Source organism: Pandoraea oxalativorans, from assembly GCF_000972785.3.
Classification (GTDB): domain Bacteria; phylum Pseudomonadota; class Gammaproteobacteria; order Burkholderiales; family Burkholderiaceae; genus Pandoraea; species Pandoraea oxalativorans.
On sequence record NZ_CP011253.3, the window covers coordinates 1741611 to 1762263 of the forward strand.

At 62.9% G+C, this 20653-nt stretch carries 18 protein-coding genes and 2 pseudogenes; 11 read left to right on the forward strand and 9 right to left on the reverse strand.

Translation table 11 applies throughout. From position 1 onward, the window contains the following. The first annotated feature begins 77 nt into the window (after window positions 1–77). The 4 genes from MB84_RS07840 (at window position 78) to MB84_RS07855 (ending at window position 3110) form a co-directional block, all read left to right on the forward strand. Window positions 78–812 (forward strand): transporter family protein, encoded by a 735-nt coding sequence (locus tag MB84_RS07840; protein ID WP_046291377.1) that lies wholly within the window; start codon window positions 78–80, stop codon window positions 810–812. Window positions 813–1027: 215 nt separating this feature from the next. Next, complete coding sequence (locus MB84_RS07845) at window positions 1028–1519, forward strand: Rrf2 family transcriptional regulator (protein ID WP_046291378.1); 492 nt, start codon at window positions 1028–1030, stop codon at window positions 1517–1519. Between the two features lie 253 nt (window positions 1520–1772). Further along, a complete protein-coding gene (locus MB84_RS07850) occupies window positions 1773–2072 on the forward strand; it encodes a DUF4148 domain-containing protein (protein ID WP_046291379.1) in 300 nt (99 codons plus the stop codon). Window positions 2073–2219: 147 nt separating this feature from the next. Continuing rightward, window positions 2220–3110: an AraC family transcriptional regulator gene (locus MB84_RS07855; protein WP_065225763.1), complete on the forward strand. Its 891-nt coding sequence runs from the start codon at window positions 2220–2222 to the stop codon at window positions 3108–3110. A gap of 192 nt (window positions 3111–3302) precedes the next feature. On the opposite strand, the pseudogene MB84_RS07860 reads toward MB84_RS07855, so the two are convergent. The 4 genes and pseudogenes from MB84_RS07860 to MB84_RS07875 all read right to left on the reverse strand — a co-directional run bounded on the left by MB84_RS07860 (window position 3303) and on the right by MB84_RS07875 (window position 7133). Beyond that, window positions 3303–4537, reverse strand: a pseudogene (locus tag MB84_RS07860) (porin). A 218-nt stretch (window positions 4538–4755) separates the two neighbouring features. After that, the gene (locus MB84_RS07865) at window positions 4756–5715 is read right to left on the reverse strand and encodes a glycerophosphodiester phosphodiesterase family protein (protein ID WP_052653034.1); all 960 of its coding nucleotides are present in this window, start codon (window positions 5713–5715) and stop codon (window positions 4756–4758) included. 60 nt (window positions 5716–5775) lie between these two features. Further along, window positions 5776–6534, reverse strand: coding sequence for a DeoR/GlpR family DNA-binding transcription regulator (locus tag MB84_RS07870; RefSeq protein ID WP_046291380.1), 759 nt, complete (start codon window positions 6532–6534; stop codon window positions 5776–5778). Between the two features lie 104 nt (window positions 6535–6638). Next, window positions 6639–7133, reverse strand: coding sequence for an Lrp/AsnC family transcriptional regulator (locus MB84_RS07875; protein ID WP_046291381.1), 495 nt, complete (start codon window positions 7131–7133; stop codon window positions 6639–6641). Between the two features lie 159 nt (window positions 7134–7292). On the opposite strand from MB84_RS07875, the gene glmS reads away from it, so the two are divergent. Then, complete coding sequence (gene glmS, locus MB84_RS07880) at window positions 7293–9122, forward strand: glutamine--fructose-6-phosphate transaminase (isomerizing) (protein ID WP_046291382.1); 1830 nt, start codon at window positions 7293–7295, stop codon at window positions 9120–9122. Between the two features lie 73 nt (window positions 9123–9195). Here the strand turns inward: glmS and MB84_RS07885 are convergent, their stop codons facing one another. The 3 genes from MB84_RS07885 to MB84_RS07895 all read right to left on the reverse strand — a co-directional run bounded on the left by MB84_RS07885 (window position 9196) and on the right by MB84_RS07895 (window position 12606). Beyond that, complete coding sequence (locus MB84_RS07885) at window positions 9196–10416, reverse strand: ISL3 family transposase (RefSeq protein WP_046289972.1); 1221 nt, start codon at window positions 10414–10416, stop codon at window positions 9196–9198. 111 nt (window positions 10417–10527) lie between these two features. Then, complete coding sequence (locus MB84_RS07890; protein WP_046291383.1) at window positions 10528–11946, reverse strand: MFS transporter; 1419 nt, start codon at window positions 11944–11946, stop codon at window positions 10528–10530. A 6-nt stretch (window positions 11947–11952) separates the two neighbouring features. After that, window positions 11953–12606, reverse strand: a complete 654-nt coding sequence (locus tag MB84_RS07895) for a DsbA family oxidoreductase (RefSeq protein WP_046293545.1) — start codon at window positions 12604–12606, stop codon at window positions 11953–11955. A gap of 269 nt (window positions 12607–12875) precedes the next feature. Here MB84_RS07895 and MB84_RS07900 point away from each other — a divergent pair, with 269 nt between their 5' ends. From MB84_RS07900 to MB84_RS07910, 3 genes are all read left to right on the forward strand, one after another. After that, window positions 12876–13388 carry a cupin domain-containing protein gene (locus MB84_RS07900; protein WP_046291384.1) on the forward strand — a complete coding sequence of 171 codons (513 nt, stop codon included), beginning with the start codon at window positions 12876–12878 and terminating at the stop codon, window positions 13386–13388. A gap of 96 nt (window positions 13389–13484) precedes the next feature. Next, window positions 13485–14111, forward strand: coding sequence for a flavin reductase family protein (locus MB84_RS07905; RefSeq protein ID WP_046291385.1), 627 nt, complete (start codon window positions 13485–13487; stop codon window positions 14109–14111). 304 nt (window positions 14112–14415) lie between these two features. After that, window positions 14416–15981, forward strand: a complete 1566-nt coding sequence (locus MB84_RS07910; protein ID WP_046291386.1) for a complex I subunit 4 family protein — start codon at window positions 14416–14418, stop codon at window positions 15979–15981. A 67-nt stretch (window positions 15982–16048) separates the two neighbouring features. On the opposite strand, the gene MB84_RS07915 is transcribed toward MB84_RS07910, so the two are convergent. Next, the gene (locus tag MB84_RS07915) at window positions 16049–16768 is read right to left on the reverse strand and encodes a hypothetical protein (RefSeq protein WP_046291387.1); all 720 of its coding nucleotides are present in this window, start codon (window positions 16766–16768) and stop codon (window positions 16049–16051) included. Between the two features lie 309 nt (window positions 16769–17077). Between MB84_RS07915 and MB84_RS07920 the strand changes: the two are divergent. The 3 genes and pseudogenes from MB84_RS07920 to MB84_RS07930 all read left to right on the forward strand — a co-directional run bounded on the left by MB84_RS07920 (window position 17078) and on the right by MB84_RS07930 (window position 19525). Further along, window positions 17078–17780, forward strand: a pseudogene (locus MB84_RS07920) (extracellular solute-binding protein). A gap of 15 nt (window positions 17781–17795) precedes the next feature. Next, complete coding sequence (locus tag MB84_RS07925; protein WP_046291388.1) at window positions 17796–18668, forward strand: carbohydrate ABC transporter permease; 873 nt, start codon at window positions 17796–17798, stop codon at window positions 18666–18668. Next, complete coding sequence (locus MB84_RS07930; RefSeq protein ID WP_046291389.1) at window positions 18665–19525, forward strand: carbohydrate ABC transporter permease; 861 nt, start codon at window positions 18665–18667, stop codon at window positions 19523–19525. Before MB84_RS07925 ends, MB84_RS07930 begins: the two co-directional genes overlap by 4 nt. A gap of 24 nt (window positions 19526–19549) precedes the next feature. Here the strand turns inward: MB84_RS07930 and MB84_RS07935 are convergent, their stop codons facing one another. Next, the gene (locus MB84_RS07935; RefSeq protein WP_046291390.1) at window positions 19550–20590 is read right to left on the reverse strand and encodes a LacI family DNA-binding transcriptional regulator; all 1041 of its coding nucleotides are present in this window, start codon (window positions 20588–20590) and stop codon (window positions 19550–19552) included. Window positions 20591–20653: the final 63 nt, after the last annotated feature.

Genomic DNA, 20653 nt, shown 5'->3' on the forward strand with positions numbered 1-20653 from the left:
CTGCCTCCACACACTTTCGTCCTGGCGCATGCGTTGACGTGCCGCCCGGGGCGGCATATGAGAAAAGAGAACGACTCATGAAGAAGCAACTGATGTATCTCGCGCTGTTTTGCCCGCTCAGTGCGTTCGCGGCACACCCGCTGACCTCCGACGACACGGGCACGCAGGGCGACGGCAACTGGCAGTTCGAGACGAACGGCGAAGTCACGTCGAAGCAGGAGGACATCGGCCGTCAGACGCTCTGGAACAATACGCTCACGCGCGGTGTCGGCGAGGCGCTCGATCTGTACGTCAACGTCCCCTACACAAATATCCAGAACCGCTCCGAGAGTGCGGGCAGTGGCGTTGGCGACGTGGAGACGGGGGCCAAGTGGCGTATGTACGACGACGGCGCATTCAGCATCGGCCTCAAGCCGTATCTGAGCTTCCCGACGGGCAACGATCAGCGCGGACTGGGCACGGGGCGGGTGAACGCTGGCGCGACGCTGCTCGCCCAGTATCAGATCGACGACTGGACCTTCCTCGCTAACGCCGGCGGTGCCTATCAGGCGAACCGACAAGGGCAGCGACAGGGGGTGTGGAAGGCGTCCGCTGCGGTGTTGTATCGCGTACTGCCGTCGACGCAACTGATTCTGGACGTCGGCACGTCGCAAAACCCCGACTTTGCGCAGAAGACGAACCCGGCTTTCATGATTCTCGGCGCCATCTATAGCCCGACGTCATGGATGGATCTCGACGTCGGCTATCGACGCGGCCTGAACCCGCAAACCTACGACTATTCGTGGATGGGCGGGCTGACGATGCGCTGGTAAGCGCTTGACGGTAAGTCCTTCTGGCGACAGGGGAATTTGCTCGCCATACACGTCCGAACATGATGCAAAAGTCGGGTGGCGTATGGCGGCTTCGGGACATAAGATGCATACCGGGGCCATGTTAAACTGGCTCGCATCGTCATCAGAGGTGGCGCCCTGTGCGCCGCCTGGTTCGTTCCCGCTTTCGTTTCGCTTTTCGCCTACGTCCGCTGTCGATGCGACTTACCGACCATACCGATTACAGTCTGCGCACCCTGATCTACGTCGCGGTTCATCCCGACGAGCTTGTGCACGTGCAGTCCGTGGCGGACGCCTTCGACATTCCCAAGAATCACCTCGTGAAGATCGTGCAAAAGCTCGGCCAACTGGGCTTTCTGCACACCGTGCGCGGACGCTCGGGCGGGATTCGTCTGGGCCGTGCGCCGGAGCGCATCGGACTCGGGGAAGTGGTCCGCGCGATGGAACCCGATTTCGCACTGGTGGAGTGCTTCCATCAGGGCGACAACGCTTGCGTCATCACGTCGGCGTGCCATCTGCGTGGCGTGCTGGGCGAGGCGCTGCGTTCGTATTTCGCGGTGCTCGACCGCTACACGCTGGCCGACCTCGTCGACCAGCCCAATGTGTTGCGTCGTCTTCTCGGCGACACAGCGGCGGCGGTGGTGCCGGTCTCGGACATCAAAGTCAGGCGGCGGGCCACCAGCGTCTAAGACGCTGTGCGACGGCCGTCATCCCCCCTTTTTCGGCCATCCGATCAGCGTTCGCTATCGACGTCATAGCGCTCGCCAATCACGTTCGTCAGAACTGGACGAATGGTCGCATCTTGCAGACGTCCTGCCGTGCAAGTCGCGCTGCCCTTTCGTAATCTCTAGTTATGCCCGCTAGCGCTCCTCCGGTGATTCGGACGGACGCACAAGGGAAAACGACTTACGGCACACGCTGCCGACCGAAAGGAGTTTCATCATGAACGCTCGTATTTTCGCCGCCGCCCTGATCGCCACCGCATCGCTCGCTTCCGCTTCGGCGTTTGCCGAGACGCAAACGGCCGACGCGGGTCAACCCGTTGCTTCGCAGGGCGTGAGCCGTGCTCAAGTGCTTGAAGAATTGCGTGTGGCACGCGCATCGGGCCAGTTGGATCAATCGCTACAAACGTATCCGTCGCTGCTGCAACAAGGTGCGTCGATTGGCCGCTCGCGCGCTGAAGTGCGTTCGGAAATCGGGACGACTGCGCCGGTCGCTGCTGCCGCCGACAATCGCGCCTGATCGCGCCTGATCGCGTGTCAGGTGAATACGTCTGTTGAGCTTCTGCCAAGGCATAACAAGGGCAAGGCGCAGGGCGAGGGGCGGTCCAAGCAAGGGTTGCGTAAATCCTCCATAATCGGCGCACCGGGTTATTTCGACGAGTGCGCCATGGACCGGCTCTCCACCCTGATTTCGAATTTCGGCGTTCGCGCCGGTGTCTTCCATAGCGGTGGCCTTTGTGGCCTCGCCAGTTACGGTGTCGACGCCCACGACGGCGGCCATCTGCATCTGCTTCGTTCGGGCGAAGTGGCGCTCGTGATGGAGGATGGCTCGCGACAGCAGATCGTCGAGCCGTCGCTGATTTTCTTCCCGCGCCGCAACCATCATCAATTGCTCTCGGGCGAGGCGGACCGCACAGAACTGGTCTGCGGATCGTTATCGTTCGACGGCGGCCACAACAATCCGCTCGTCGCCGCATTGCCCGAGTTTCTCGTGCTGCCGACGAAATCGCTCTCCACGCTCGAACTCACACTGAACTGGCTGTTCGCGGAAGCGTTCGGGCAGAGCTGCGGACGTCTGGCCGTCATGGACCGCCTGTTCGAACTGCTCGTGATTCAGTTGTTGCGCCATGTGCTTGAGCATCGCCTGGTGAGCTTCGGCATGCTGGCCGGACTGGGCGATCCACGTCTCGCGCGCGCATTGAACGTCATTCACAATCAACCCGGCGAAGCGTGGACGGTCGAGTCGCTGGCGAGCACGGCCAACATGTCGCGCGCGAACTTCGCGGCGCAGTTTCGTGAGGTGGTCGGCCAGTCGCCTGCGGACTATCTGCTCGACTGGCGCATCGGTCTGGCGCAAAAGCGTCTGCGTGACGGTCAGCCGATTGCTCGCGTGGCGGAGGAGGTCGGGTACGACAGCGCGTCGGCGCTCGCGCGCGCCTTCCGTCGCAAGACCGGCAGCAGTCCGCGCGACTGGCTGCGTGCGCAGATGCACGCGGTCACGACGCTGCCGCGTCCGCGCGTCGAGATTGTGCCTGCGCTGCCCGCGCAGGCGGCGTAGTCCGGACGTTGGCGGCTCCCATCCGTTACACGTGTTTGCGCACGCGCTGCGCATGGACGCGGTATCGGCGCTAAGCGCCCATCTCGAAGCGCCGCTGCGGCGATTTGTGCGTGAGCGCCCGCATGTCTGGATGACAACGGCCGATGTCGTCGTCGGCCGTTGCGCTCAATCGCTGCTTTCAGCTTTCCTGCTTCAGAACACGTGGCTGACGCCCAGCCGCACGACCGTCTGCGAGTTGGTGGCGGACGACATGCCGTTCGCCGCGTCGCCGACGGAGGCGGTCGCGTCGATCACGTTGCCGAAGGCGTCGAGCGTGCTGCCCGATGCTTTCTGATAGCCCGCCAGCGCATACAACTCCGTGCGCTTGGACAAGTTGTAGAACGCGGCCAGGTTGAACTGGTGATACTTCGCGCCCGAAGCGTTCGCCGCCGGAGCGTTCACGTTCGTGAAGCTATAGCCGCCGCCCAGACGGAAGGCGTTCGTGAAGCGATACATCCCCAGCACGCCGACCGTGTCGAACTTCGCCGTGCGCGTGAAGCGCGAGTACGTGCCCGCCGAGTATTCGGTGTGGCTGTAATTCGCGCCCAGCGTGGTGTTGCCGATCTGGTAGGTCATCGACGTGGCGATCACGTCGCGCGCCTTGGCGCTGGCGTAGCCCGCATTGATCGACGACGCAAAGGCCGACTCCGACGAGCCTGCCCAGCTACCGATGGTCGTGTCCGTGGCGCTCGCCTTGTCGTTGTTGGCGTGCGAGAAACCGACACCCCACGTCAGCGGGCCGTTGGCATACTGTCCGGCGAAGCCCCAGGTGTTCTGACGTCCCATCGTGCCGGGCTGCCCGCCGAAGCCGTACATCGCCCCGAACGTGAAGCCGCCCCATGTCGGCGAGCGGTACTTGACGCTGTTGTTCACGCGCGAGCTGTGGTCGAGGTTGTCGACGTCGCCCGGGTGCGCGGCAACGCCCGAGAGCAGTGCGGTGCCGCCGACGGAGCCGACGAGATCGATCAGCGGATCGTACTGACGGCCGAGCGTCACGGTGCCATACGCTTTGTCCTGCAAGCCGACATACGCGTGACGGCCGAACTCTGCGCCGCCCTGACTGGCGGTGCCGTTGCCGAGGTTGAAACCGTTCTCGAGACGGAACAGTGCCTTCAGGCCTCCGCCGAGATCTTCCGTGCCCTGCATCCCCAGCGGCTGCCTTGCCACGTTCCGCTCTGGAACGCGTAGTTCGACGCCCCGGTCATGGTGGCCGGGCGGCCTGCTGCACCTGCGCGGGTCACGCTGGCGACATTGCTGGCGTAGCCGACGCCGCCGTCGACAATGCCGTAGAGCGTGATGTTGGACTGGGCGTGCGCGAGCGCAGCGGCGCTGCAGCCGATGACCAGTGCGACGGCACGGGCGAGGGGCGAGTGGACAAAAACCTTCATGGCGTGTTTCCTGAGCGAGGTGAGGCTAAAGGGTGAAGCGCGTTCCGATGTCGTTTCCCGGAGTTTCGCGTCACATGAGAAATTAGGAATCCTAAAAATATGAAGCTGAACTTCCCGCATGCGTAAGGCAGAGGATCGGCGGGAAGTCGGGGCGCGTCGGATATCGATGCGCGTCCCGGGCGCTACGTTCTTATGTTGTTCTGCCGTGAGTGCGCGTATTACTTCGCGGCGTCTTTCCCCTGATTCGACAGTGCGGCGCGCAAACGCGCCGGGGAGTCTGTCATCACGGCGTCGAAGCCCAACTGCGACGCGGCCTCAAAGTCCTGCGGCGTTTCGACACCGAACGCGACGAGGTGCACGTCGCCCCGCGACTTGAAGCATTGCACGGCGGCGGGCGTCCACCAGTTCGCGACGATCTTCGACACGCCTTCACCGAGCGTGAAGCGCTCCACCACTTCCACCTGTCGATGGAATTCGATGCCTGCCCAAGTGCCCGGTGCGGGCGGCGCGGCGCACTGGCCCGCGAGGGCGGCGGCCACCAGACGGTTGCGGGTGGCGTCGCGCGACTCGAAGCGCTGCGCCTGCGGACGACGGGCGCGCATGCGGTCCGTCGCCTCCGCTTCCGTCGAGTAGAGACGTACGCGCGACCAGGCGTTCGTGTCGTCGAGCACCTGGATGACGGCTTCGACCAGCGGCGCGACAGGCGTCTGCTTCATGTCGAGCAGTACGGGCACGTTGGCGGGCACGGCGGCCAGCGCTTCGCGCAGCGTGGGGATCGGCAGCGGGTGGTCGCGAAAGGGATAGACGGTCTGGCCGTTGGCGTCCTTGCGGGCGAAGGCGTAACCGGCGTTCAGCTTCTTCACGTCGGCGTAGTCGAGATCGGCGAGCTTGCCGCGACCGTCCGTGAGCGCCGAGACATCGGCCGGACGGTACATCACGGGGACGCCGTCGCGCGTGACCTGCACCGTCATCCAAAGTGCCTGCGCGCCGTTTTGCAGCGCGTTGGTAAAGGCTTGTACGGTGTTTTCGGGGGTGTCGCCCGTGCCGCCGCGATGCGCAACGATCAACGGGGCGGCGCTGGCGGCAGACGACGCAAGCGTGCCGAAAACGCAGGCGAGGGTGGCCGCGCTAATGGCCGCGAGGCGGACGGTGGAAGCGCGAAACGAAGCGGATGGCATGATGTGCGGTCTCTAGCGAAGGTGTCAGCGATGAGCGACGAAGTGGTCGAAGCGGTCTAATCAAACGACGAGAATTTCGGGCGAGTCGCCGCAAACGCGAGCGTTCACCGGGGCAGGCAGCGGGGCGTCGGTAATGACGAGATCCTGCTCGTCGAGCTGCCCGCCGCGCACGCTGGGCTTGCGAGTGAACTTGTACGCGTCGGTAACGAGAATGCGATAGCGGCTGGCGTCTCGCAGTGCTTCGCGCGAGGCCGCTTCAACGCGGTCGTAATCGAGTAGCGTGCCGTCGTCGTCGATGCCGCCTACGCTGTACACGCCCACGTCGGCGCGATAGGCACGAAACAGCCGGTCGGCTTCGTCGCCCAGAATCTCGGGGTTGGGTGAGCGCAGTTCGCCGCCGGGGACGATCACGCGATGTTCCGGGTTACTCGCCAGCACCAGTGCGGCACGCAGATTGTTCGTGATGACGCACAGACGTTTGCGATGCACGAGCGCCACGGCCACCTGTTCCGGCGTGGTGCCGATGCCGAGCAGAACGGTCGCACCGTCCGGAATGCGTTCGGCTGCGGCGTGACCGATGCGCAGCTTGGCTTCGAGGTTGCGCACCCGCCGCACTTCATAGGGCTGGTTGGCTCCCGGCGTCATCAGACGCGCACCGCCGTGATAACGGCGCAGCACATTCGCGTCGCATAGCGCATTCACGTCGCGACGAATCGTCTGCGTGGCAACGCTGAAGTGCTCGGCGAGGGCGTCGACACTCATTTCGCCGTGCTGGCGAAAGAGGGCGACGATGCGGGTCTGACGGTCTGAAAGGTCCATCGGGCGGTCGTGATGTGGCGCATTCGTTCTGGAATGGGCGCCACTTTGACAGCCGAGAGTGACATTCAAATGACGATATCGAATGTTCGAATGAACATTTTCATTCAGCGAGAAGGATTCGGATGAACCGGCGTCACAGGCGCATTCGCTTCGAACTTCGCGCGACGCGTGGAAAAGAAGGTGCGCACGTTGCGAATGTTGGCCGAGCTTTTGAAGAGCCGTCGGGCGAGTTCGTCATAGGCGGTCATGTCGCGGACCTCGGCGATGACGACGAAGTCAGGCCCCGGCGAGACGCGATAGCACTGCGTGACGGCGGGTTCGTCGCAGATGTAGGTCTCGAAAGCGTCATAGTCCTCGGCGGTCTGCCGGTCGAGGCTCACCTCGACGACGGCCGTCAGTGTCGGCCCGAGCTTCGCTGCGTCGACGATGGCGATCTGGCGGGCGATGACACCCGCCTCCCGGAGCGCGCGCACGCGTCGCAAGCAGGTGGGGGCGGACGCGTGCACCCGCCGCGACAGTTCCAGGTTCGAGATCGATGCGTCCTGTTGCAGTGCGCCGAGGATGCGTAGGTCCAGATCGTCGAGGGTGAGGCTTGGCATGAGGTTTCCGGGCAGATGCTGATTGAGTGAAATTTTATTTCACACTGGTAGATATATGAATTTAAATTTCATATCATCAAAAAAATTGATGCTTAATTTCATTGCGCCAACTCTACCATCGCTTCACTGGCTGGCAACGAATCATTTCGGAGAAGCGTTATGTGTGGAATCATCGGCGCGGTCGCGCAGCGGGACATCATTCCCACTCTGGTCGACGGTCTGAAGCGTTTGGAGTATCGCGGGTACGACTCGTGTGGTGTCGCGCTGTATCGCGAGCGTGACCTGGTGCGTGCCCGTAGCGTCGAGCGCGTGGCGAATCTTCAGGAAGAAGTCGCTCGTCTCGGCTTGACCGGATACACCGGCATTGCCCACACGCGTTGGGCGACACACGGTAAGCCCGTTACCGACAATGCGCATCCGCACTTCTCGCCGAATGCCGAGACCCCGCGCATTGCGCTGTCGCACAACGGCATCATCGAGAACCACGAGGAACTGCGTGCGTCGCGCGAGAAGCAGGGCTATGTCTTCGCGAGCCAGACGGATAGCGAGGTCATCGCGCATCTGATCGATCATCTGTATGACGGCGACTTGTTCGAAGCGGTGAAGTCGGCAGCGGCCCGACTGCGCGGCAGCTACGCGATTGCGGTGATTTGTCGCGACGAGCCGCATCGTCTGGTCGGGGCGCGCGATGGCATGCCCTTGATTCTCGGCGTCGGTGACGGCGAGAACTTCATCGCGTCCGACGCGATTGCGCTCGCCAACGTCACCGACCGAATCGTCTATCTGGAGAACGGCGACGTCGCGGACGTGCAACTGCATCGCTACTGGATCGTGGATGCTCAGGGACAACGCCTGGAGCGCGCGGTGAACCGGGTGGCGGCGCATAGTGGCGCGGCGGATCTCGGACCGTATCGCTATTACATGCAGAAGGAAATCTTCGAGCAGCCGCGCGCAGTGGCCGATACGCTGCTGGACGTCACGTCGATCATGCCGGAGTTGTTCGGCGATAACGCGTGGCGCGTGTTCAATGCGGTGGACTCGGTGTTACTGCTGGCTTGCGGCGGCAGCTACCATGCGGCGCTCACAGCGAAGTACTGGATCGAGAGTCTCGCGCAGGTGCCGGTGAACGTGGAGATCGCGAGCGAGTATCGCTACCGCGACAGCGTGGCGAATCCGAAGACGCTGGTCGTCGCGGTCTCGCAGAGCGGGGAGACGGCGGACGTGCTCGGTGCGGTCCACGTCGCCAAGCAACGCGGGATGTTGCACACGCTGGCGATCTGCAACGTGGCGACGAGCGCACTGGCGCGCGAGTGTGCGCTGACGTTCTTCACACGGGCGGGGGTGGAGATTGGTGTGGCGTCGACCAAGGCATTCACGACGCAACTGGTGTCGCTGTTCATTCTGGCGCTGACGCTGGCGCAGAGCCGTCAACGATTGTCCGATGAGGACGAGCAGCAGCATCTGAAGGCATTGCGTCACTTGCCGGATGCAATTGCCAAGGTGCTGGCGCTTGAGCCGCAAATCATCGCGTGGGCAGAGCAACTGACGCGACGTCAGGACATCCTGTTCCTCGGACGCGGCTTGCACTTCCCGGTAGCGATGGAAGGGGCGCTAAAAATGAAGGAGATTTCGTACATCCACGCGGAAGCGTATCCGGCGGGGGAGCTCAAGCACGGGCCGCTCGCATTGGTCAGCGACGAGATGCCGGTGGTGGCGGTCGCACCGAACGACCGTCTGCTGGAGAAGCTGAAATCGAACATGCACGAAGTGAGCGCGCGTAACGGCAAGCTGTACGTTTTCGCCGACAGCGATTGCGGGTTATCGCCGGGTCCGGATATCGAGGTGATTCGTTTGACCGAACATTACGGGTTGCTCTCCCCGATTCTTCACACCATCCCCATGCAGTTGCTGGCGTATCACGCAGCCGTCGCGCGTGGGACGGATGTGGATAAGCCGAGGAATCTGGCGAAATCGGTGACGGTGGAGTGAGTCGGCGGTGGGGGCAACTCCCGCATGACGCCAAAACGACAAAGCCCCGCGCTCGGCGGGGCTTTGTTTTGGTTCATTGAGCATTACCGGGGAAGGCGGCGCGGATTTTGAGGAAGAAGTATTCCTGGTCTCGGTAGCCGTAGGCGCGCCGCTTAATGACCTTGATAGTGTTGTTAATGCCCTCAACGATGCTGGTGTTTAGACGATGTCGGCATCTGGCCAGGATGCCATGCAGATAGCCTTTCAGACGCTGAGCGAAGGTGTTCAAGGGGGCTATTCCGCTTTGCTCGGCCTGCTCGCACCAGTGGTGCCAGGCTTGTTTTGCCCAGGCAGGTCTTCGGTAGAACCAGAGCCGCTTGAGTTCGTCCCTCAGGACATAGACCGTCAGCAGCGGCTGGTTGGCTTGCAGCAATTCGTCGAGCCGGACGGCCTGCTGCCGGTCTAGCTTGTCGCGGTTGCGCAATAACAGCCAGCGGCTCGATTTGATGACCCGGCGCGCGGGACGGTCCTGGCGCAGTTGGTTGGCCTGATCCACGCGCACCCGATCAATGACCTCTCGTCCGTACTTGGCCACGACATGGAACAAGTCATAGACGATCTCCGCCCGTGGGCAGTGGGCCTGGATTTCTAACTCGTAGGCCGTAGTCATGTCGATGGCTACGGCCTTGATGCGTTGGGCGACCCCACGCGGCAATTGCTCGAAGAACGCCCGAGCCGTCTCGCGTGAGCGTCCTGGGCCGATCCACAGCACCTGCCTGCTGATCGGATCGACGACTACCGTCGCGTACCGATGCCCTTTATGCAGGGCGAACTCGTCCATCGCTAAATACTCGATCCTGGACCAATCCGGTTCGCGCACTGACGCTCGGAGCCGGGCCTTGTCCAGCGTCTTGACGGTATGCCAACCCAGCTCGAAGAACCTCGCCACCGCCTGCACGTTGCTCGATTGCAGCAATTGGCTGCAGGCCGCCGCAAGCCGATCCGTCACCCGCTGGTAGCGACCCAGCCAAGTAAGCCGCTCCAGGCGCGGGCCACCGCATTGCTCACACAACAAGCGCCGGCGTGGAACATGAAGAACAACCCGGTACTCAAATAACGGCAGATCTCGCACCCGGCGCACCGTGGTCTCATGGACCTGGCGACATCGTGCGCCGCACTGCTCGCACAGCATCACCTTGGCGGTTGGCTTCAAATAGATCGACAGCGTGCGCCCTGTGCCCTCGGGCCACTCCACGCGTTCGACGGCATAGCCCTGCCAGCCTCCCAGCGACTCCAGCAGCTTGCGATCCAGCATCTCCACGCACTCCTGATGGCAAATTCCTGCCATCAAGAGTACGAAAACTTGTCAAATCCCTCCACGCTATTGCGCGATGAACCTTTGTTTTACGACGGCATCGAACCTAAGTCAGTGCGCGCGCTTTCCAACGAGTCGCAAACCGCTGGCGAGACACCCGGCTGCCGAAAACGCTGCCCCCCATGCCAATGCCCACGTCGAACCGTGCGTGCCGAACAGGCCCAGCGCCAGTGCGACGAGTGCCGCCCCCGTCGCCTGCCCCAGCAGACGCGACGTCCCGACCATCCCGCTCGCGCCGCCGCTGCGCTCCGGCGGTGCACTGTGCATGAACGCCTTGAGGTTCGGCGACTGGAATAAGCCGAAGCCCAGCCCGCACAACGCCATGCGCCAGCCGATGTCCCACAACTGCGCATGCTCGGGCATGATCGCCAGCAACGCCATGCCCGCACTCAGCATCGCCAGTCCGATCGCACCCAGTGCACCGGGCGGATACTTATCCGACATGCGTCCGGCCACCGGCGCTATCGCCGCCACGAAGAACGGCCACGGCGTCATCAGGAAACCCGTCTCGATAGGGCTGCGATGCAGCACGTTCTCGAAATAGAAGGGCAGCGAGACCAGCCCCAGCCCTTGCGTCGCGAATGCGCAGATGGCTGTTAGCGTCGACAAGGCAAACGCCGGTAGACGCATCAGATCGACCGGCAGCATCGGCGCGCGATGGCCGCGTTCGCGTCGGATCAACGCCCAGCCGAACACGAGCGCGCCGATGAAGCAGGCCAGCGTCAGATGCCAGTCGGCCTGTTGTGCACTTTGGCTGAGTGCAAAGATCAGCAGCGAGAACGTCAGTACATTGAGCAACGCCGCCATCATGTCCGGCTTGTGTTCGCTGCGCGGCGTGTCGGGCAGGTTGCGACGCGAGAATGCGAGCGCCAGCAGTCCCGTCGGCACGTTGATCAGGAACAGCCACGGCCAACTTGCGAACGCCAGCACGAGCGACGCGACCGTCGGCCCGATGGCGAACGAGATGCCGACGATCAGCGCGTTCAGCCCGACACCGCGTCCCAACTGCGCTGCCGGATACAGGAAGCGGATCAGCGCAATGTTCACGCTCATGACCGCCGCAGCGCCCACGCCTTGCATCACACGCGCACCCGCAAGGAAGCCGAGCGATGGCGAGAGCGCGCACAGCAGCGACGCGGCCAGAAACACCGCCACGCCCCACATGAACACGCGCTTATGGCCTACGCGTTCGCCCAGCGATGCGAAGGGCAGCAGCGTCGCGACCATCGCGAGTTGGTAGGCGTTGACGATCCACACCGACGCGGACGGCGTCGTATTCAGATCGAGCGCCATCTGCGGCAAGGCCGTGTTGGCGATGGCGGTATCGAGACTGGCGAGCGAGACGGCGAGCAGAATCGCCGTCATGGCGAGCCCGCGTCCGGTGGCGGGAGGCTCGTGCAATTGCGCCGCGGCAGGAGCGGGCGGCGCGCTTACCGCCGATGTGTCGGCGGTCGGAGGCAACGACGACATGACGGATCAGCCCTCGGCCACAATCTGACGAATGGCTTGCTCGAAGACTTCCGGCGGCTGACCACCGCTCACGAGATGGCGATTGTTAAAGATGATCGCCGGTACCGAACTGATCCCGAGATTCTGATAGTGACGCTCCAGCGCACGCACCTGGTCGGCATACTCCTGCGTCGACAGAATCTCGCGCGCGCGAGCCGTATCGAGACCGGCCTGTTGCACGGCGTCGACGAGTACTTCGGGATCGCTCGTGCGCTTGCCGTCGACAAAGTACGCGCGGAACAGCGCTTCCTTGAGGGCAAGCTGCTTGTCGTTGCCCACCGTCTGCGCCCAGTGCAGCAAACGATGCGCGTCGAACGTGTTGTAAGCGTGCGTGCGCAGATCCATGCGCATCGGGAATCCCTCGGCGGCGGCGCGGGCTCCGATGTTCGCCTGATTCTGCGCCAGCTGTTCGGGGGAGAGGCCGTACTTGCGCGACATATAGTCGGCAAGCGGCACACCATCGGCGGGCATGTCGGGATTCAGTTCGAAGGGGCTGAAGTGCAGGTCGGCTTCGACCTCGTTGCCCAGACGGGCGAGCGCCGTCTTCAATGAGGCAAGACCGATGGCGCACCACGGGCACGCGACATCGGAGACAAAGTCAATCTTGAGAGTGGCAGGCATGATCTGACGGCGCCAAAGCGGCGCGTGCAATGAAAAACGCGTCGCCTTGCGCGACGCAACATGGCAATCGTCGCACAAATCGACAAAACTCGCCGACTCCCACGCGGTCATGTCCGGAACCCTTTGCCCGTGCGCATTTTGGGCTAAGGTGACGGGATCGCGCGACGCAGATGGGGGTTTTGAGGGTCGGAATGATCGTTTCGACTGATGAATCGGCATCGTGCGCGCCAGCATTGTTTCCCCCCAGACTGACCTACAAGGAGTCCGATATGCCGTCCGCTGCCGATCTCGTCGCCTCGCTGAAGCTCTTGCCACACCCCGAGGGCGGGCATTATCGCGAGACGTATCGCGCCGCCGGCACGGTCGCCGCCGATGCGCTGCCGGGTGGTTTCTCCGGTCCGCGCAGCGTCTCCACTGCGATTCTCTACTTGCTCGAAGCGAACGACTTTTCCGCGTTTCATCGCATTCGCAGCGACGAAGTCTGGCACTTTCATCTCGGCGGCACGCTCTGGATTCACGAGATCGATCCGTCCGGCCAGCTCACGACAACGTGTCTCGGACACGATGTCGAGAACGGCGAACAGTTGCAGCATGTGGTGCCCGCAGGGCACTGGTTCGCGGCGCAGCCCGCACCGTCGACAAGTCTTTCGCTGGTCGGATGCACCGTCGCGCCGGGCTTCGCTTTCGAAGACTTCGAGATGGCCGACCCGGCGGCCCTCGCCGCGCAGTGGCCCGCACATGGCGAACTGATTGCGCGGCTCGGGCGTGGGGCGTCTGCGTGAGCACGGGCGAATGGCGATGAAGCGGTCGGCCGACGCAACCTTGCAGAGTGCGATAGCATCGACGCAATCCCGCAACATAGTTGATGACTGACCCTTATGTCCCATCCCGACGACGTTCACTTCTACGACCCGGCCAAAGGCCACGGCCTGTCTCACGATCCATTCAAGGCGATTGTCGCGCCGCGCGTGATCGGCTGGATTTCGAGCCGCGACGCGCAAGGCGGCGTCAACCTTGCGCCCTACAGCTTCTTCGGCGCCTTCGCTTCGTTCCCGGCCATCATCGGTTTTTGCAGCGAGGGCTACAAAGACTCTCTGGCGAACATCGAGGCCACGCGCGAGTTCGTCTGGAATCTGACGAGCAAGTCGCTCGTCGAGCAGATGAACCGGACGTCTGCCCCCGTGCCGCACGAGGTCGACGAATTCGAACTGGCTGGCTTGACCAAAGCCCCCGGCGTCAATGTGGACGTGCCGCACGTGGCAGAGTCGCCCGCGTCGCTCGAATGCAAGCTGCTGCAAATCGTGCGGATGCACGATCTGGACGGCAAGCCGATGAACAACTGGCTTGCGCTGGGGCAGGTGGTTGGCGTACACATTCGTCGCGAGTTCCTGAGCGAAGACGGTCTCTTCGATACGGCCAAAGCGCATCCGGTCATGCGCGCGGGCTATCTCGGCGACTATGCCGAGATCGGTCCGATGTTCGACCTGCGTCGTCCGAAGGCCTGAACGACGCGCAAGGTTTCTGGCGCACGCGTGACATCTGCTCACGCGCGACAATCGCCAACCGGCCGGTCGGACGAAGCGCTCGCAATCATTTGTAAAATTTGCTGCGGTGCAAAATGTATTTCGGACGCGTATGCTTGCCACCTTCGTTGACGCCCCAGCGCCCGGCGTCCCCTCCTGGAGGCATTGAAAAGCCTTGATTTGCGCGTTTCGCTCTCGCGATGCGCGCGGGGGAGGTTCATCCCTGGCGCCGTCGACGTAGCGCAATTGCGCTCGTTTTTTGTTGCGGCACACCAGGACCCCCCCAATGTTTCCCATCCTGTCCCTTCTGATCTGGCTTCCCATCGTGGCTGGCGCGCTCGTCATGCTGCTCGGCCAGGATCGATTCCCCAATACCGTTCGCTGGGCGTCGCTCGTCGCCGCTGTCATTTCGGCTGCGCCGCTCGTGCCGCTTGTGCGTGGCTTCCGGACCCCTGTTTCCAGTTTGCAGTTCGTCGAGCGCTTCCGCTGGATCGACGCGTTCGACGCGTCGTGGCATGTGGGCATCGACGGCATCTCGCTATGGCTCGTGGCGTTGACCGGTGCGACGACGATCATCGTCGTGCTCGCTTCGTGGCGCGCCGTGACCACGCGCATGAGCGCGTACTTCGGCAGCTTCCTCGTGCTCTCCGGTCTGATGCAGGGCGTCTTCACGGCGCACGACGGCATGTTGTTCTTCGTCTTCTTCGAAGCCACGTTGCTGCCGTTGTACCTGCTGATCGGCGTCTACGGGCGGGCTAACAGCACGCGCGCAGCGGTGAAGTTCTTTTTCTTTTCGCTGACCGGTTCGCTGATGATGCTGGTCTCGATGCTGTATCTGTACATGCAGACGCAGAGCTTCGACATCGCTCGCTGGCAGACGCTGCATCTGCCGCTCGCGGTACAGGTGATGCTGTTCATCGGTTTTCTTGGCGCGTTCTCGGTCAAGGTGCCGATGTGGCCGGTCCACACGTGGCTGCCGGAGGTGCACCTCGACGGACCGACCGGCGCGGCGGTCATGCTCGGCATGTTGAAGCTGGGTGGGTATGGCCTGCTGCGATTTAACCTGCCGCTGTTGCCGGACGCCAGCCATTTCCTCGCGCCGCTGATGGTGGTGCTCTCGCTGGTCGCGGTGATTTACGCGAGTCTCGTGGCGCTGGTGCAGACCGATTTGCGCAAGCTGCTGGCGTACTCGGCGGTGGCGCACATGGGCTTGGTGACGCTGGGGCTGTTTCTCTTCTCCGAGATGGGGACGGATGGCGCCGTGATGCAGATGATTTCGTACGGCATCGTGTCGGGCGCCATGCTGTTGTGCACGGGGATGTTGTATGACCGCACCGGTAGCTCGTCCATCGATGCCTATGGCGGTGTGGCCGCCACGATGCCGCGCTTCGCGACTTTCGCAATGCTGTTCTCGATGGCGAACGTCGGTATGCCGGGCACGTCGGGCTTCGTGGGCGAGTTTCTCGTGCTGATGGGCGCGATCAAGGCGAACTTCTGGATCGGCGCGCTCGCGTCGCTCACGCTGGTGCTGAGCGCGGCTTACACGCTGTGGATGTACAAGCGCGTGATCTTCGGTCGTGTGGGCAATGCCCGTGTGGCGTCGCTCAAGGACGTGAGCCGCCGTGAGTTCGCGCTGCTCGGCGCAATGGCCGTGATGGTGCTGGGCATCGGTCTCGATCCGAAGCCGCTGACCGACGGCATCGACGCTACGGCAATTCAGGTCGTGCAGGACATCGAAAATCACCGTCTGCCAGTGGGCGACCCGGGCAGCAGCGAGATGGCAGGGCGTCGTCATGGTGACGCTGCCGGACACGCGGCGGCGGTGGTGAAAGGCACGCGTCCGGATGCGTAATTCGTCGTGACTCAAGAAGATGGGCGCAGTGATGCGCCCATTTTTTGGCTGCCAACGATTCAGTGAATCATCTTTTGCTACAGACGGCATCGCCGACCGCCGATGCGACCGATTTGCCGTTCAGCGCCATGTCCCACTTGTCGGAAACGCCGCCGTCGAAGTTCAGTTCGTACAGCGTGCCGTAACCGCGTTCGCAATCCGCCGACGCAATGACGATTTCGTTGTAATCGAATGTGTTTTCGCGCAGATTGTCGAAGCGCGACAGAATCGACACAGACGGCTTGCCCTTGTACGTACGCTTGCGCGCTGTATCGTTCTTCAGATAGACCTTGTTGCCCGAATCCTTGACCGACGCGACGAACTCCCAAGCGTCTTTTTTCTCGGCAAGCGAGGTTTGCCCCGTCTCGTTGTCCCAGCTCAGGCAGGCCATGGTGCCGATATTGTCGGCCACCGTCGGGCCGAATCGCACGAACTGGTCCTTGCTCACGTACTGGCCTTCCATGCCGTTGTAGTACACGAACCCGTAACCCTTTCGGCACGCTTCGAGCAGCACAACGGCCTGCCCGTAGTCGTAGGTGTTGTTGGCCTTGTTCCTCTTCTGATAGAGGTACTTGTAACCGTTGTTCTTCTTGCCGTCGACATTGGTCATCGCACCGCTACCGCGCTTTCCCTGCCAGACTGACTTCGACGTTTCCGCCACCGTCATCCAGTCTCCCGCTTCGTCGGCATGCGCCGCGTGCATCATCACCACACCGGCGAGCGTGCCCAGTACTACTTTCGCCAACATATAATTTTTCTCCTCGACATCTGACTTCCAAGGCGTACCGCTGCCTTTCCCCGCGTGTACCCCGGGTCGTGCATTTCGTCGCAGAGCGCTAATGGTGCGACATCAATGCTCAACTTTTCGGGGCATGAGATCTTTCTTCGGCACGTAAGCCAAAAACTTTAGCGAGGCCGGGCATCTCGCCTGCCACAATTCTTTAACGATCCCTCGCCAGAATGACGGTCATGCCATGCAAGCGGCATTTTTCAGTGATGTGTTTGCACACGTGTGCAAACAAAGCTCGATGCCATCGTCAACCCAGTGAGAGATCGCATGAAACTGTCTATTCGTCTGCGCGCTTTGTCAGCCGCTGTTGCCGCCGCCGTGGGCTTGTTCGTCGTGGCGACGAGCGCGAGCGCGGCCGATCTCGTGATCGCCGGGCGCGACGATATCTACGGCAAGGGCCTCGCCGAAGCCGTTGCTGGCTTCAAGAAGTCGCATCCGTCCGCCGACATCGAGCTGCTCAAGCTGCCGAACGCGAACCTTTATCAGAAGCTGAAGCTGTCGATGCGCGAGGGCACGGGCGCCTACGATCTCGTGATGATGGACGACACGTGGTCGCCCGAATTCATGGCCAACGGCTGGCTCAAGCCGCTGCCTGCGACGCTGGTCGACGCCGACATGGTCGCATCGACCGTGGCGCTCGGCCGTGCGCCGAACGGCAATCTGTACGCGCTGCCGGTGGTATCTGACGTCGCGCGAAACGCAGACGCGTCTGGCCGTCATGGGCATTCCGCCCACGCGCAAGAGCGTGTTCGAAGATCCTGCGCTCGTGAAGCAATTCCGCTGGTATCCGGATCAGTTGAAGGCGCTTGAAGCCGGGCGTGCGCGTCCGCGTGTGAAGCACTGGGAGCAGATCGAGAGCTTGCTGGGCGACGCCCTGCAACTCGTGATGACCGGGCAACTCACGCCGGAAGCTGCGCTACGTCAGGCGTCGCAAAAGATCGCGCCGGTGCTCACGACTGCGGCCAACTAACGTCCCGACGATTCCATGCGTGCTGCACGTCGCTGGTGGCCCCTGATCTGGCTGGTGGGGCCTGCATTCCTCGTCATCGCCGTGCTGGCGCTGTATCCGGTACTGCAAGTGCTGTTCGATTCGTTCTTCCAGGTCGACTACGCGTCGCGACACCGGGCGTTCACCGGGCTGAAGAACTATCGGACGGTGCTGGCCGACGACAACTTCGCCGCGAGTTTCTTCAACACGCTGCACTTCACGATCGTGGCGTCGGTGTGCGAAGTGGTGCTCGGCGCAGCGTTGGCATTGCTGCTCTCCCGAGCGTTTCGCGGGCGACGCTTCGTCATGCCGCTGCTGATTCTGCCGATGATGCTCTCCACGCTGGTGTGCTCCGCCATCTGGCGTAACTGGCTGAATTTCAGCGAGTTCCTGAACGCGCTGCTCGCGAAGTTCGGTCTTCCGGGTGTGCAATGGTTGTCCGATCCGGGGCTTGCGATCTGGTCGTTGATTCTTGTGGACGTCTGGCAATGGACGCCCATGGCGTTCCTGATCGTGCTCGCGGGGATCCAGTCCATCGATCCGGAGCTGTTCGAAGCGGCGCGCACCGACGGCGCGAGCGAGTGGCAATGTCTGCGCGACATCACGCTGCCGCTGCTGGTGCCGCAGTTCGTGCTGGCCATGCTGCTGCGCTCGATCGACACGTTCAAGCTGTTCGACAAGGTCTACGCGCTCACCGGCGGCGGCCCGGGTAATGCGACGCAGACACTGTCGACGTACGTCTACGACACCGGATTTCGTTTTTTCAGTGTGGGACCGGCGAGTGCGGCGTCCGTGCTGATGTTGCTCCTCGCGTCCATGCTCGTCTCGGTCAATGTCTGGATGTCGATTCGTAAGCGGGGGGCGCGATGAGTGCAGGTACGCCGTCTCCCGTGTCTCTCACGTTCCGCCGGTCGGGGCAGCAAACGCTGCTCTGGACGTTGCGCATCGCTGCGCTGGCGATGCTGCTGTTGCCGTGTGTCTGGATGCTCGGTGCGGCGTTCACGCCGACGCTGGAGCGTCTCGATCATCCGCTGGCGCTGTGGCCGCAGACACCGACCTTGCAGCACTTCCAGACCGTATGGGAGAGCGGCATCGGCCGTCAGGTGCTCAACTCCCTGCTGGTGAGCTGCGGCACGACACTGCTGTCGCTGACGCTGGCGTTTCCGGCGGCCTACGCGCTGGTGCGCCTGCGCTTCCCGGGGCGGCTCGACGTGGTGTTTCTGATGCTTGTGCTGGCGGTCAAGCTGATGCCGCCCATTACTGTCGCCGTGCCCCTGTTTTCGCTGGCGAAGACGTTGCATCTGCTCGACTCGGAAGTCGGGCTGATGCTCGCTTATCAGGTGTACACGCTGCCGCTGTCGATCCGGATGCTGCTGGCGTTCGTGCGTGAGATTCCCGTCGATTACGACGAAGCGGCGTGTACCGACGGGGCGGGGCTCCTTCGTCGGCTGGTGGACATCATGTTGCCGCTGTGTGCGCCGGGGTTGGTCGCGACGGCCATTTTCGTGCTGATCGCCGCATGGAACGAGTTTCTGCTTGCGCTGCTGTTCGTCTCGTCGCCGAGCAAGTTCACCTTGCCGCTCGCCGTGGCGGGCTACGTCACGGAGAACGGTATCGATTGGGGCGATCTGATGAGCGTGGGCATGATCGCGTCGCTGCCGACGTTGGCCGTCGCGGGATACGTGCAGCGCTACTTGCTGCACGGATTTTCCGGCCGACTCAAGTGATGAGGGAGGGCGGGGTCCGGATCGTCAGGCGCAGGTTTTCCGCACGACGCTCGTGACCGGGACGATGCGCGTTCGCGAGACGCCCGAGAATGCGTTCATGCGCTCGACGAGCAATTCGATGGCGGTGTCCGCCAGCGCATGCGTGTCCTGAACGATGGTCGTGAGCTGGTAGTTGTCGTAGTTCGCGGCGGGAATGTCGTCGAAGCCGACGACGCGGACGTCCTCCGGCACGCGCATGCCGAAATGTCGGCGCGCCGTGTCGATGAAGCCGAGCGCAAGCAGATCGGACGAGCAGAACACGCCGTCGGGGCGCGGCGCTTGACGCTCGCGCGGCGCGAGCAGGACATGCGCTGCGGCGACGCCGCATTCGTAGGTATCGCCGGGCGTGCTGCGGGTTTGGACCGGGTGAGCGAGCGTCGGGTCTTCCTTGGCGATGTGTTGCGTCGCGCGAAGGAAGCCAGCGCAGCGGGCGCGACCGTTGTAACTGGGTTTGGTCGGACCGACGAAGGCGAGGCGTGTCGCGCCGGCGTCGATCAGGAGCCGGGCCGCGAGCGCGGCGCCTTCGGCGTTGTCGCTCACTGCAACGTCTGCGCCGGGCAGGTTCGACGCGCGGTTGATCATCACGACCGGAATCTCGCCTTCGAGGTACTGGCGGGCAAGGCCGAGCGGCGCAGAGGCCGACGTCATGACGATGCCGCCGATCCGGTAGCTTAGCAGCGTGTCGAGCGACTGCTGGATTTGCACGGGATCTTCCGCGTTCACCACGATGGGGGTGAGTTTGTGACGGCCGAGAGCGGCAATGATTTGTGCGAGGAGTTTGGCGCGGAAGGGGGGCTCGAAGCCAGCGGTGACGACGCCGATCATGCTGCTGCGCTGCATGATCATTTCGCGGGCGATCAGATTGACCTGATAGCCGAGCGAGCGTGCGGCTTCCATGACGCGCGCCCGGGTCTCCGGGGCGATGCTGGCGGTCGGCGAGAACGCGCGCGAGACGGTGGAGCGCGACACACCCGCGTGGCGGGCGACGTCGGCTGCGGTGACCCAGGACGGTTGTTTCTTCGGCATGGCGTGGCGAGTAAGGGGACGCAAAGCTTGCTTCGCGCAGCGTGCACGACGAAAAGGGCAAGA